At 61.6% G+C, this 12,413-nt stretch carries 20 protein-coding genes and 1 pseudogene; 1 reads left to right on the top strand and 20 read right to left on the bottom strand.

From position 1 onward, the window contains the following. Window positions 1–11: 11 nt before the first annotated feature. Window positions 12–323 carry a hypothetical protein gene (locus J0I64_RS18270; RefSeq protein ID WP_291410870.1) on the bottom strand — a complete coding sequence of 104 codons (312 nt, stop codon included), beginning with the start codon at window positions 321–323 and terminating at the stop codon, window positions 12–14. 2 nt (window positions 324–325) lie between these two features. After that, entirely contained in the window at window positions 326–1,303 is a 978-nt protein-coding gene (locus tag J0I64_RS18265; protein ID WP_291410868.1) for a hypothetical protein, read from the bottom strand. A gap of 421 nt (window positions 1,304–1,724) precedes the next feature. Between J0I64_RS18265 and J0I64_RS18260 the strand changes: the two genes are divergently transcribed. Beyond that, entirely contained in the window at window positions 1,725–1,997 is a 273-nt protein-coding gene (locus J0I64_RS18260) for a hypothetical protein (protein WP_291410866.1), read from the top strand. Here J0I64_RS18260 and J0I64_RS18255 read toward each other — a convergent pair. The 18 genes and pseudogenes from J0I64_RS18255 to J0I64_RS18170 all read right to left on the bottom strand — a co-directional run. Then, window positions 1,994–2,350 (bottom strand): hypothetical protein, encoded by a 357-nt coding sequence (locus J0I64_RS18255; RefSeq protein WP_291410864.1) that lies wholly within the window; start codon window positions 2,348–2,350, stop codon window positions 1,994–1,996. The genes J0I64_RS18260 and J0I64_RS18255 overlap by 4 nt on opposite strands. After that, a complete protein-coding gene (locus J0I64_RS18250; RefSeq protein WP_291410862.1) occupies window positions 2,331–3,062 on the bottom strand; it encodes a hypothetical protein in 732 nt (243 codons plus the stop codon). The genes J0I64_RS18255 and J0I64_RS18250 overlap by 20 nt, the downstream gene beginning before the upstream one ends. After that, a complete protein-coding gene (locus J0I64_RS18245; RefSeq protein WP_291410860.1) occupies window positions 3,059–4,612 on the bottom strand; it encodes a tail tape measure protein in 1,554 nt (517 codons plus the stop codon). The genes J0I64_RS18250 and J0I64_RS18245 overlap by 4 nt, the downstream gene beginning before the upstream one ends. A 190-nt stretch (window positions 4,613–4,802) precedes the next feature. Then, the gene (locus J0I64_RS18240) at window positions 4,803–6,434 is read right to left on the bottom strand and encodes a terminase TerL endonuclease subunit (protein ID WP_291410858.1); all 1,632 of its coding nucleotides are present in this window, start codon (window positions 6,432–6,434) and stop codon (window positions 4,803–4,805) included. Continuing rightward, complete coding sequence (locus tag J0I64_RS18235) at window positions 6,397–6,828, bottom strand: phage terminase small subunit P27 family (RefSeq protein WP_291410856.1); 432 nt, start codon at window positions 6,826–6,828, stop codon at window positions 6,397–6,399. The genes J0I64_RS18240 and J0I64_RS18235 overlap by 38 nt, the downstream gene beginning before the upstream one ends. Then, complete coding sequence (locus tag J0I64_RS18230; protein ID WP_291410854.1) at window positions 6,825–7,145, bottom strand: phage head closure protein; 321 nt, start codon at window positions 7,143–7,145, stop codon at window positions 6,825–6,827. The genes J0I64_RS18235 and J0I64_RS18230 overlap by 4 nt, the downstream gene beginning before the upstream one ends. Beyond that, window positions 7,142–7,555 carry a DUF3168 domain-containing protein gene (locus J0I64_RS18225; protein ID WP_291410852.1) on the bottom strand — a complete coding sequence of 138 codons (414 nt, stop codon included), beginning with the start codon at window positions 7,553–7,555 and terminating at the stop codon, window positions 7,142–7,144. The genes J0I64_RS18230 and J0I64_RS18225 overlap by 4 nt, the downstream gene beginning before the upstream one ends. Continuing rightward, on the bottom strand, window positions 7,552–7,728 hold the full coding sequence (locus J0I64_RS18220) for a hypothetical protein (protein WP_291410850.1): 177 nt from the start codon (window positions 7,726–7,728) through the stop codon (window positions 7,552–7,554). The genes J0I64_RS18225 and J0I64_RS18220 overlap by 4 nt, the downstream gene beginning before the upstream one ends. Continuing rightward, entirely contained in the window at window positions 7,725–8,135 is a 411-nt protein-coding gene (locus tag J0I64_RS18215) for an HK97-gp10 family putative phage morphogenesis protein (protein ID WP_291410848.1), read from the bottom strand. The genes J0I64_RS18220 and J0I64_RS18215 overlap by 4 nt, the downstream gene beginning before the upstream one ends. Then, window positions 8,135–8,452, bottom strand: a complete 318-nt coding sequence (locus J0I64_RS18210; RefSeq protein WP_291410846.1) for a head-tail connector protein — start codon at window positions 8,450–8,452, stop codon at window positions 8,135–8,137. Before J0I64_RS18210 ends, J0I64_RS18215 begins: the two co-directional genes overlap by 1 nt. Before the next feature lie 113 nt (window positions 8,453–8,565). Then, window positions 8,566–8,775, bottom strand: coding sequence for a hypothetical protein (locus J0I64_RS18205; protein WP_291410844.1), 210 nt, complete (start codon window positions 8,773–8,775; stop codon window positions 8,566–8,568). After that, window positions 8,772–9,497: a hypothetical protein gene (locus J0I64_RS18200; RefSeq protein WP_291410842.1), complete on the bottom strand. Its 726-nt coding sequence runs from the start codon at window positions 9,495–9,497 to the stop codon at window positions 8,772–8,774. Before J0I64_RS18200 ends, J0I64_RS18205 begins: the two co-directional genes overlap by 4 nt. A gap of 2 nt (window positions 9,498–9,499) precedes the next feature. Next, on the bottom strand, window positions 9,500–9,856 hold the full coding sequence (locus J0I64_RS18195; RefSeq protein WP_291410840.1) for an HNH endonuclease: 357 nt from the start codon (window positions 9,854–9,856) through the stop codon (window positions 9,500–9,502). A 1-nt stretch (window position 9,857) separates the two neighbouring features. Further along, a complete protein-coding gene (locus J0I64_RS18190) occupies window positions 9,858–10,112 on the bottom strand; it encodes a hypothetical protein (protein ID WP_291410838.1) in 255 nt (84 codons plus the stop codon). Further along, window positions 10,112–10,498 (bottom strand): hypothetical protein, encoded by a 387-nt coding sequence (locus tag J0I64_RS18185; protein ID WP_291410836.1) that lies wholly within the window; start codon window positions 10,496–10,498, stop codon window positions 10,112–10,114. Before J0I64_RS18185 ends, J0I64_RS18190 begins: the two co-directional genes overlap by 1 nt. A gap of 20 nt (window positions 10,499–10,518) precedes the next feature. After that, window positions 10,519–11,688: a phage major capsid protein gene (locus J0I64_RS18180; RefSeq protein ID WP_291410834.1), complete on the bottom strand. Its 1,170-nt coding sequence runs from the start codon at window positions 11,686–11,688 to the stop codon at window positions 10,519–10,521. Further along, entirely contained in the window at window positions 11,685–12,197 is a 513-nt protein-coding gene (locus tag J0I64_RS18175; RefSeq protein WP_291410832.1) for an HK97 family phage prohead protease, read from the bottom strand. The genes J0I64_RS18180 and J0I64_RS18175 overlap by 4 nt, the downstream gene beginning before the upstream one ends. Then, window positions 12,197–12,413: pseudogene (locus J0I64_RS18170) on the bottom strand (hypothetical protein); the annotation flags it as partial. The gene J0I64_RS18175 and the pseudogene J0I64_RS18170, both read right to left, overlap by 1 nt.

Raw genomic sequence — 12,413 nt, 5'->3', positions numbered from 1 at the left:
CGCAGGTGGCGTCAGAGACGCATATCAACCGGGTTTGCCTGCTCCAGCTCATCGAGCGCGTAACCACAGACATCAGCGATTGCCGTCAGCCGGTCCTCGGCTGGCAGCTCGGTCTTCTCTGCAAGACTTTTCATGGTCGAGAGCGTCACTTCCGCCGCCGCCATGGCATCGACCATCGTCCTGATGCGAAGGGCTTGTGCCCGCTCACGCTGTTCCGCGACATCGGCGCGGTGGGCCAGCGTCCCGTTGGCCTTCTCAACCTTCTGGAGCTTGGCCAGCAGGTCGCGCTTGGTTAGGGTGCGGTCGCCTTCCGATACCTTCATCGTCACGACACCTTGGCGATGACGGGCACCTTGGCCTTTGCCGCGAGTGCCAGCGCATCCGCCGCCGTCATCTTGTCGTGATGCTCGTCGGCGCCGACGACGCGAACCACCTTATGGACCGCAATCACCTCGTGTGCGTGGAAAGCGAGGTGGCGGGGCGGATTGAGCATCTTGGCCAAAACGCCTTTGCCGAAGTTGATGATGCTGAGATCGCCTTTGCGGCAATCCATCACCAGCTCTTTGACAACCACCTGCCAATCACCCGGCTTTACGAACGCGGCGTCCCGATAGATCGCAACAAAGTCACCGGGCATGGGTCGCTCGGTACTGGAGAACTCCAGCCTGCTACCATCCATGATTTTAGGCTCTAGGCAGTTGCCCACCGCCTGCATGACATAGCGTTCGGGAAGGTGGCGAGGATCGAGGCCATGGAAAAGCCCCTTGCTCTGGTCCGCCTTGCGCGCTGCCCGGCGCTGCTCCAGCTTCGCCGCCGCTCGTTTGCCAGCTTCGCCATGGAACCGGACATCAGGCTCGAAATCCGCATCGCCATCGTGCGGCTGGTCGAGAATGTCTTCCTCGCGGTCGGTGATCCAGCCTTGTTCGGGATCTGGCTTCGCCTTGATGTCTTCCGGCCAGCCCAGGTCAGGCTCGGCCTCCATGTGCTCGTCGTCATGAGGTACATCATCAATGCCGTGATCGGGGTCGCTCTCTTCAGATGGGTCGTCGTCCTCGGCATCCTCAAACGGCTGCGAAGTTGCTCGCCACCCCTCTGGATAAGATTGGTCAGCCTCGTCGCCGTTCTCTTCATTATCGGGGTCGCCGTCCATCAGGTCGAGGATGGCGATAAGCTCCATCTGGCGGTCCAGCATTTCCTCGAGCTGCTGGGAAATGGACTTCTTCCACGCAAGAGGATCGTCCTCTTGGGGGATGCCAAGATGGGATGCGAGCGCGCGGCTCGCCTCAATCGAAATGTGGTTCATTTTCCACTCTCTGGATACCGGCTTCTGAAGGCCGGGAACGCTTCGCTTCTGAAGGCTAAGCGTTCATTTGCCAGTGGTCGGCGCTGGCACCGGGAGTTTCAGAACACGTCCAGAGAACATGCGCCACGGCCTTTACCCCGAAGGGCTATTGCATAACCGTGGCACTCCCGGCATAAAGCGAGCCGGTCGCGCTCCACGGCAAAGCGGGCGCGGTCGTTTCGGTGATGTGTTGATCCCGGCAAGGATCGCCCTACCACCGCTCTGGATGCAAAAGGCCCGGCAAGGCCAATCGCGGGAGTTCTGAAGCTCCGCCTGCATCCTACCCTGATTTTCGTAATTCTCCAAGCACCACCCCTCACCGGGGCGGACGCTTGCGTTTTGCCCCCCGCTTGTGAAAGGTGTCGCAAACAAGGGGGAGTTGATGACTAGTTTCTTTTACGGCCTCGGCATCGTGATTATCCTGATCGGCGCCGCTTGGTGCGTCCTGATCTTCGGGCAACCATATAGCGGCACCAGCATGGCAATGGCCGGCCGGCTGATGGCCATAGCTCCCGGAATAAGCATTATGGGCGGTGGCCTTTTGTTCTTGGCTATCGGCGGCATCTTGGGGCGGCTGGACAAGATTGCCCATTCCGCAGCGGACACCGCCGACGCCATTGAAGACCTGCTGGTCCACGTAAAGAAGGGCGCTTAGCCCCCGAAGATGGCCGATAGCGCCCCTTTGGTAATCGGGGGTGCATCGGCCCCACCACTTCCATTCTGCGCGGCCTTGAAGCGTTTTGCGGCGTCGTCCAGCCACGCACGATCCAAGGCCAGGATCATATCTATATGCCTTGGCTCCATCGGCCATCTGTAGAGACGGGCGAAGGCTTCAATCTCGGCGTAGCTGAGGGGATTGGGACTGTAGCCGCTATTGGTGCGAGTCCGACACAAGGCGTTAAACCAGCCCCATGCAAGTTGCCCACCCTCCGGTATCTTGTGCGCCTTTCCTGCGAGAGCATTGATCAGCGCCAGCCGCAGAAGCTCATCATGCCGGCGCAGCTTCATGGCTATCCTCCGCCCGGTAGTCCACAACGCCAACGCCAATGTGCTCGCCTATCTTGTCCGGCCATCGGTGGATGATGAAGGTACAGGCAGAGCCTCGCTGGAGAGTGGTGCGCTGGATGAACCCACCAATGAGGCAACCAGTCCCCTTTGTCTCCGGCCCCAACTGGTATCGGGTCCGGCGCATCGCCTCCATCAAAAGGACCACTTGCGCGTCGTCTCCGAGGTTTATCGTGGTCTCGGTCTGGCCTTCATCAATAATGCCCGCTGCCTGAAGTTCAGCGTGATCGGGCCAAGGGGCAGCGTAGTAGTGATTGTTCCAGTTCATCTCATATGAGCCAGGAACAGAGTTCCATGGGTCTTCACCCTGCGCATACATATTGCCCATGCGAAATTTCTTTTCGCGCTCTGACCAGCCGCCGATCAACACCGCGAGGTTGCACGCATCACCAGCGCGCCATCCCTCGTAGATTGCGTTTTCCAAGTCTTCTTTGAGATGATCGGAAATGTCGTCAAAATCAGTTCGCACAGTCATCATCATTCGGAGGATAAGCCCCGTGCGCCCCGATCCACGCGAGGCCATAATCGTCTCTTGCGGTAGCATGATGTCTGTCTTCTGGTTGAACAGTCGGCACACCCCATCCTCGTCATAGGTAGTGCCATCGGTATACATTTGAATGCCGTCTTTAAAAATGATGCCGACCATGCCGCTCATTTGCCTGCACCCTCCGAAGCATTGCCGCCGCCGGGCAGCAGTGCGGGGCCGCCCAGCGCCCTGTTTATGAACTCACCACCATCGTTGATCCATTCCAGCAGCCCCCGGTTCTTCTTTGTCGCGCGTGCGTTAACGACATATTCGCCGTCCGAAAGCATGGCGGGGATGCTATCGCTGGTCTCCGTTCCCGGCCCGCGCACCTGCCCGCCTGCTGCCAGCCTGATCCCCCCGCCACCGAATATGTTGCCGAGGCCACCGAAGGCTTGATTGAGGAAGAAGTTGGCCGCCATGCCGAGAACGTTGGACAGGATCGAACCAAATTCCTCGGCAGTGATCTTGCCGTCATCAAGCGCACCGATGATGCCCTGCACCGCCGTCATGCCCGCCTGCCCCAGCATGTCGAAGGTGGCTTGCAACTGCTCGACGCGCATCTGCTCGGCATAGGTGGCTTCGACCAGTTCGCCAATTTTTGCTTTCTGCTCGTCAGTTGCGGCCGCGCCAGCCTGGCGCAGCGCGTTGAGCTTGGCCTGTTCCACCGCCGATAGGCCGATCAGGGATTTCTCGAACTCAAGGCCGGCGATCAGGTTCTTAACCGCCTGCTCCTGCTTCTCTGTCTCGCTGATGGCGCTTGACCGTGATCCCCCGCCGGGCTTGGTCGGCTTATCAGGGGGCGCGGGCGCGGTAGGCGTCTGGACATTGAACGTGCCGTCAGGGTTAAGCCCGAAGGCGGCATAGACATCGGCGGGCTTGCGGATGCCTGATAGCTGTGTATCGAGGCGAAGCTGGTTTCGCTGATCCGGCGTAAGCTGGTCCCAGAACGGTTGCCCCTGCCCCGCGATGATCCGATCCGGCGCGGACAAAAATTCGTTGAAGCCATTCCAGAAGTTGGCCATGGCGGCGGCAGCTTCCACAATCGCCCCCTTGAGGGCAGTCCCCACCGTCTCGGAAACTGTCTGAAATTTGCGGTCCAGTTCAGCGGCCTTTTCGATCATGTCGCTATCCATCACGAGGCCAAGGTTTCGCGCCTCTTGGATGGTGTCGCGGATGCCCTGTTCGCCCTGCTCAATAAGCTGGACAAACTTCTCGCCGCCGGTGCCACCAAAGATTTCATCAGCGACACGGATTTGCGCTGCCTTGTCGAGCTGCCCCAACTTGCCGATGATTTCGGTGAATAGCGCAGAAGGGTCTTTGAGCTTTTGCTTCAGCTCGTCGGCGGTATAGCCAAGCCGCTCAAACGCTTCTGCCGCCGCCCCGCCGCCGGTGAAAATCCACTCGTCCGCCCGCAGATTCAGCTCCTTCATGCCGTCCGTGAGGGCGCCAACGTCGATGCGGTTCTGCCGCGCGACATAGCCAAGTTCTTGGAACGCCTCCACGCCGACGCCTGCGCGCCGCGCTTCATCCCCCACACTTGCCACGGCGCTGGCCACCTGACCTATCCGGCTCACAATCCCAGCAATGCCACCAGCAGCAATACCAGCGACGAAGCCGCCAATCATTGCCTTGCCCATGCCGCCGATCTTCTGGCTCGTCGTCTGCATGGCCAGCGCCATGCGGGACGTGGCTCGGTTCATATCCGCTTCCATCTGGTCGGTCGCGTTCTTTGAGCCGGCCTTCATGCGTTTGTAGCCAGTGTCCGTGGCGTCGCTGGCTCGCTTCATCTGCTTTTCGAGCTCGGTCACCCTGGCCTCGACCAGAATGGCCAACCGTTCCTCGTCGCTTTTCTTCGCCATTGCTGGCCTCCTATGCCGTGTACATGTCGTCTGTGAACCAGTCCGAATCCGTGATGGACCCGCCTTCGCCGCGCGAGCAGCGCGCCACCGCCATGGCGGCCGCCACCGCCCCGTCGATGCTGAGCCATTTCGTGTTCTTGGGCTTGGTGAAGCGCGTCACTTGGTCGAGGTCATTGCGCCGGACCCGGACATTGGCGAAGCAATGCCGCAGGACCGGGTGCGCGCCGTGGTGGAACTCGTTGCCAAGAATGGCGCGCTCCATCTCGTGATATGCTGGCATCAGCAGCTTGGTGCTTTGGCCGAAGTCCACCACCGGCAAACCCTTATCAAGCAAGGGCTGTCTCACCGGCTCCGCCATGCGCGGGTCCATGGCGATTTCCTTGACGTTGAACCGGGCGCAGATTTCTTCGATCCGCTCAGCTATCGTGGCGTAGCTGATGACGTTGCCGTCCGTGGCCTCGATCTCGCCTTCTGCCTCCCACTCGACATAGGAGACACCGGCTTCGTCTTCGCGCTCCTGAAGGTTATCGCGAGGGCAGAAGAACCACGGCTTAACCACATAGCCCTCGGCTGTCCGCCAGCAGGCCACCACCACCGAAAGGTCGATGACGCTGGACAGGTCCACCCCTAGCCAGCACGGCACTTCCTCCAGCGCCTCAAGGTCCGGCTCCATCTTGCCGGCGTCGTAAACTCCCATGTCCACGAACGGGTCCATGGCCTGGTCGAGCCAGGCATTGAGCTTGAGCTGGAGAAGGCTGTTCCGCTCACCAATGCTGCGCTCCGCGCGGCGGGCGTGTTTGCGGAATCCGTCGAGGGAAGGATAGCCATGGCGCAGACCGGGATTGACCTTGTGCCAAAGGGTTTCATCTCGCCAATCGCAGTTGCGATCCGCCTCGAAAAGAATGGGCAGCATCGAGGGATCGTCCACCTCACCCCGCGCCACCTTTCGGGCGCTGTCCACCACGTCCCAGGCCAAGGTGTCCTGCCCCCTGCCCGCCGTCGAGGCCACCACCAGCAGCGAGTTATCCACCTTGTCCAAGCCGGTGGTCAGCGCCTCCCACAAGAGGCGGTTTGGCCAGAGGTGGATTTCGTCGGCCAGGACGAAATACGGGGTGGCGCCGTGTTGCGGCCCGGCATCGCCGGACACCACCTCCAGCTCCACGCTATCCTTCTTGTAGAAAATGCGCTTGGGGGCATTGAATGCGTCATGGATAGCGCAGGCCGCATCGACCCTTTTGTCTTCCTTTACGATGCCTCGCGCCTCGCGGAAGGCAATGCCTGCCTGTTTCCGGTCCAACGCGGCGAAGATGGCATTGCCCATGGGCACGCGCTCCGGCCCGATGGTGTGGAGCAGCGCCAGTGCCGCCGAAAGGCTGGTCTTGCGGTTGCCGCGCGGGAGCAGCAGAACCACCGTCGAAACGATGCGCCTGCCGTCCTCGTGGCGCGGGCCGTATATCTTGCGAACAACCCGCTCCTGCCACGGATCGAGCTGGAACGCCTTCTTGGGCAATACCGACTTGGGATGCTTGAGAAGGCGCAGGAACTTCACCGCCCGCTCGCCATAGCCGAACGGATCGGGGATCTCGCTGTCGTCGTAAATCCAGCTAGGATACGTTGAGGGGATTGTCGTCTTCTTCGCCATCGTCGCTTTCTCGGATTGACGGCCGGGAACGGGAAACAGGCGTCAGGCCAAGCTCTGCCGCGAGTTGGCGCGCCTGTGTCATCGCCTCGGCACGGATGCCCACCGCAGGGTTGCGCTTGAGCCCGGTGCTGATGAGTTCGCCGTCGCGCTCCTTGAACGCCTCGAAGACATGGCCATGGTCTTTGATGTGCCGCTCCATCTCCCGCACCGTCCCTTGGGCAATGCAGTAGTTTTCCAGCGAACCAAGATCGGCGGTGGTCAGGATTTTGCGGGGCACCAGCACCGGCATCACCCGCGCCCATTCTTCGGCGGCTTCTTCCGAAAACCACTCGGGCGCCGGGAGAATGTCCACCGCCTCCACGTCCTGGCGCATGGTCGGCTTCGCGCCCTTCATGTCCGAACTTCCTCGCAGCGCAGCTCCATGCCCTGCTGCCGGCCAAGCTCTTTGATTTCGCGGATGTTGAAGTTGCGCCCGTCGAACCGGACGCGGTGGTCAGCGGTCACGCCGGACTTCCACCATGTCCGAAAGATCATGACGGTGGACGCGCCCTCGCCATAGCCGCGCAGATATTCGGCGGCGGTGGACTGCACGATGGCAGCGCGAAGCGTGGCGAACTTGCTCCACGCCTCGATGGGCGTCCCGGCAGGTGTGGTGCCTGTCGTGCTGAACGTCTGAATTTCAATGGTGCGGTCGAGGCTGCCGGCCCTCATGGCGACACCTCCACCACCATCGCCTCAACCGTCACCACGGCATGGCTGGTTTCGCCATCGGGGTCGCGCAGGTAGCGCATGGAGGTGACGCGGCAATCCCCTATGTGGAACACAGTGTGGGTGCCCATACCGTGATTGTTGATCGCCGCGCGCACCGCCCCGGCAATGGCCTTCACGCCTTCAAGGCTCGGCTCCTTTTTCCAGATATGCAGGTCGAGGAAGACGGTTTGATCGGACCTGTCGATCCGGTCGCCTTCGATTGCCTGCCCCTCCCCGATAATGATGGACGGGTCCGGTGCCGGGCGGGAATGGCGGTCGAGGATATGGTTCGCAGGCACAAGATTGGTAACTGATGCGCTACCAATGAGACGTGTTCGGACGGCTGTTTGGACTGCAAGATCGGCACTCATAGCGCCGCCCCCGTCATCGCTGAGATGGTAGAGACAAGCCCGGTGAAGGTGAGCCAGGCCATGAAAGCGACAATGCCCAGCGCTGCGCCCGCGCCAAGCAACATTATGCACAGGGCCATTAGTGCCACTTTCCGCTTGCGCTTCATGAAGGCAGAGTAGGATGCGGGTCTCATTGGCTCCCCCAATTGTCGCGCACGGCCTTGGCGGCGGCGCGCTTAAGTCGGTTGCGGACCTTCTTGCGGGAGGACCGAACCACCGGACGGAAAAACGGATTGGCGGGCATTTCCTTGGTGCCCAATTCTTGCGCCAGCGCGTAGTCGTATTCGGCGTCTGCGCCGTCTCGCACCGGGCGCGTGGTGCGCTCGCCACCGGCCACGATACGCCGGGATAGGTCGTGCGGCCCGGCCTCTTTCTGGATGCTGGCCTGCAAATCGCCCTCGTCGCGCGGGGCGAGGCCCTTCATCATGCCCACCATCTCGTCGGCGGACTTATCGAGCGCGGGCTGCATTGCCGCCCTGATAGCGTCGGGGATGGCCATGAGGCGGCGACGGATGCGGGCCATGTCGTCATCGCCAGCCATCAGAACGTCCAGTCCCGATATTCCTGCACGATGGCATCGACATCGTAGGGGACGCGCGCCACCGAAACACCGACCAGCGCCGCCTCCCGCTGTCCGAACCACCACGCCGCAAGCTGGTAGATTGCTTCCTCCAGCGCCGGGGGCGTGCCGTCCTCGAAGCCGGGGCGCTCGGTGGCATCCTCCAGCTTGTAGCCCAGCAGCCGCTCGACATGGTTTTTAGCCGACGCCAGCAAACGAGTGAGCAGCGCGTCGTCGGCGCTGCCCATGTCGGAAGTCCAGTTCAAGTGCTGCTTTAGGTTCTCGACCGAAAGGGCCATGAAGTCCGATCCTTCGCTAAATCAAAAAGTCCCAATTCGGAAACCACTCGTTTTATGGGGGGGGCGGCGGTCGGCGGCGTGAGCCGAAAGTTCTCGACCACCCCCGGCCCTGGTCACAGGGGGCGGGCGACATCGGTCCTGATCTGGACGCCACCACCACAACCGATGCGATTGAACTCTGTCGTGCCAACGGTGACGAGCAGGCCGTACATGGCGGCCTTCCCTATCGCCCCATTCAACTCAGCCGTCAGGCGCTTGATGTCGTCAGCCAGCTCGTGGTCGGGTGGAGCCTTGGGCAATCCCAGATCAGCGATGTCGATCATTCCGCGTCCACCTCCACGAGGTTGCTGTTCACCGCGAGTTGGGCGTTGAGCTGGAGTACCGAGTTGGCTTCATCGAACTGCTGAACTGCACCCATCACGAGTGCCGCAAAGTAGCGTTCCGACCCCTTGGGCGTGGCAGTGGCCGTGTGGGTGCCACTGCCTGCTGCCGTGGTGTCGATGGCTGCACCGCCTGGGGTAGCAGACACGGTGAAGGTGTTGGCGGTGGCCACTGTCTTGACGAAATACTGGACGCCGACACTTAGGCCGGTGGGCAGCGCGCCGGTGGTGGTGAAGACAATAGGCGTGTCCACGTCGAGGTCGTGGCCTGTCCATGTGATGACGCCGGGCGTGGCGGTGGAGATTGTGACGGTGGCCGTCTTGGGCAGCGGCTTGTCGTTCATTTCGATTTTGAAGGCGTAGTTATAGTCCGTCTTCTCTGCTGCCCTGATGGCCCTCTGACCTTCGTCGGCAGGGTCAAAGCCGCACACCAGCGAAACGTCAGCAGCGTTGCGCACACCCTTCATTTTCATGGTGCGCGCGACGTTGATATAGTTCTGCGAGATCAGTTCGGCGGTATCGCCAATGCTGCCGATGTTCGTCGTGCCACCAATCTCCGTCCAAGACTGAGTGGCGAAATCGGAGACATTCAGGTCGATGCCTTCCACCATGATCGGGCCGCCGATGAAATACTTAGTTCCTGCCGTGGAGAACATTCTGCCCATGGCTATTCACTCCTTTGGCGGCGCTCTTGCCGCTGCTTGTGGGAATTGTGGCAATGGGCACAGAGGGCCTGCCAGTTGTTGTCTCGATCCCAGAACAGGGCGGTGTCGCCTTTGTGCGGGACTATGTGGTCCACCAGTTCAGAGGGTGCGCCGCATTTGGCGCAGTATGGGTGCTGACGAAGGAACCGGGCGCTGGCCTGCTGCCATGGCCGGTCATATCCGCGCTGGTGAGAGTTGGCGCGCCGGGCATCGGCTCGACGGCCACGATTACGCTTGAGCGCCCGTGAGCATTCGCATTGCGCGGGAGGCTGAAACAGATTCCCGCAATGATTGCAGATGCGAGGGGCGCGGATGGGCATGTCACCACCACCCAATGACTGTTGCGGTGGTGCCCGTCGCCTTGACGCGGATGGGGCTGAACTCAAGCACCTGTCCGGCCACAACCGGGTAGGTCAGGTCCACGCCGTCCTCGTCGGTCAGCACCACATTGCCGTCCACTGCGCAGTAGAGAGCGCGAGGCCGGATCGGGAGATCGGCACCATCATCTGGCGTAACCGCGAAATGATGCTTACCGACCGTAAGCGGGGTGCTGGCGAAGGAAGCAAACGGGTCCATCAGGCCACCGGAGCGTCTGCCGGATTGCCCAGCACCGCCACCGCGCCAAGTGCGATGCTGGTGCCCCCGGCCTTGGTGAGCTGGAGCCGGACAAAGCGCTTGTGGCCGCGATAGCCCAGCTTATAGGTGCTGGAGGCGGCCAGGGTCGCTGGCGCGTTGTTGTCCACGAAATCGGCACCCACTGCCGCAAAGCCGCTGCCGGCCTCGTCGCTGTCTTCAAGAGCAAGACCGAAATCGCCGTCACCTGCCACGGCGCCGGTGGTGACCGCGATAGCCAGGCTGTTGAAGCCCTTGGTGTCGATGGTCAGCCCATCGGCGGCAGCAGTCTTGACGGCGGGCACGATAGCCGGGGCCGTTCCGATGTTGGAATAGAGATCGCGCTTCATGGCGATATGTCCTTTCTGGCTTACGAGGTGGCCATTTTGAGCTTGCGGAAGCGCGCGGCCTGCAACACGCGCCCGCCGGTGCGGCGGGTGGCATGGATGCGGGTCACGCCCTTGCGGGCCTGGGTGTAGGGATCGGAGAGGATGGACATGGCCAGCCGGTCCACGATGCGATAGGCGGACCAGTCACCGAAGATGATCGGGAAAGCGCCGTTCGCAATGTCGGCCATTTCCACCATCTCGATCACAGGCTTGCCCAGGATCGTTTCGGGCTGTCCGGCCTGAAAGCTCGGCTGCCACAGGTAATTGCCCTGCCCGTCCTTGAGCTTGCGCGCCGCTGCCAGGGTGGTGCCGTTCATGGCCCATGCAGCGCCGGGAGCGTTGCGGTAGGCGGCGGGCAGCGCATACATTAGGTCAATCAGCTTGTCGGTGCTGAGATTGGCGGCATGGCCGTTGACCACCTCCAGAATGTCGGAGTTGGCCATAATGCCTTCGGGCTTCTTGATCCCGTCGCCGTTGACAAAGGCGGTGGCTTCCTTCTTCCCGAAGTCTTCCCCCAGCGCCAAGCGAACCTCGGCCTCGGCCTGCCCGGCGCTATCCGCCAGCAGCTCGTTGGAGATGTCCACGAAGGTGGTCAGCTTGTGGACTGGCACCTCCAGCATCCCGAAGGTGACATCGGATCCTTCGCTTTCCTCCAGTTCGTCTTCCCACTGCGCATTGGTGATGCTGGTGCGCTTTGGATATTTCACCGAAGGCGCGCCGGTGGTGCGAACGGACGCATAGGAGCGGATGGGCGAAAATTCGGTCAGGTCGCGGATGAACTCGGTGCTCATCTCGGCCGGCGCGAGATAGCCGCCGTTCGGGTCGCTGGAGACGGTCAGGGCCTTGGTGTCTTCCACCGGCGTCTGATTGCCCAGGCGCAGATAGGTGCCGAAAGCCTTCTTTTCGACTTCGGCATCAGGATCGGCCTTCTTGTCACTGCCGGGGCGATTGCCCAGCGCTTCGATCTTGTCGAGGCGGTCTGTCAGGGCCTTGAGGTCGGGCGCGCCCTTTTCCTCGACGGCCTTGATCCGATCATCAACGGTCTTGGTCAGATCGGCCAGCGACTTGGTGACCACCGCAATCGGATCTTCGTCGTCGCCCTTGAGTTCGATTGCGCCCGCGACGATGGCGCGCTGAGAAATATGCTTCACGATGTTTTTCCTCGCGTGAGCTGCGCCGTGGCGCGGTTGAGTGCGGAGACCAGCCGAAGGGCATCGACCGCGGACTTTGCCGAAGTCACCTTCGCGCCTGGGTGCATACCCACGGTCACAAGGCTGACCTCGAACAATTCGAGTGTTTTGATTAGACGGCCGCCGCCGGTGCGGTGCTGAGCCTTCTGCGCGACGAAGCCGATGGATAGGCCCTTGATGGCACCGCCGCGCACCAGAGCGCGGACTTCGCGGGCGCGGGCAACTTCGTCCACAAACAGGGTGCCCTTAACGTGCCAGGCCCCGCCTTTGTCTTCGGCGGACTCCCAAACCCCAATCGGGTCGGACATGTCGTGGAAGGCAAGCATGGGGATGGGGAAAGCCGCCTTGGCGAAGGCGCCCGGCGCGATCATGTCCCCAATGCGGTCAGGCTGATCGTATTTCCAGGCAATGCCAGAAATTGCGCCGCTGTCCTCGGCCATCAGCTTTGTTTCGATGAAAAGCCGATCCATTAGGACACCGGCCCGAAGTTGCGACGGTCCCCGGCGAAATCAGCCACCTGCTGCTCGATCCACTTGGTGCGGAGAAAGAGCACCAGGTTCTTGGTGTTGAACGCGACCGGCCCGTCATCGTCGGTAACCTCCCACTTGAGGACCAGCCGGGCCAAAGCCTGAATGCGGACCTTTGCCAGCGCCTCGCCGGAGATCATCCCGTCCTCGTCCGCCACG

Source organism: Devosia sp. (assembly GCF_017307565.1).
GTDB lineage: Bacteria > Pseudomonadota > Alphaproteobacteria > Rhizobiales > Devosiaceae > Devosia.
Note: the sequence above shows the minus strand (reverse complement) of the source record. Positions and strands in the feature narration are given on the sequence as shown.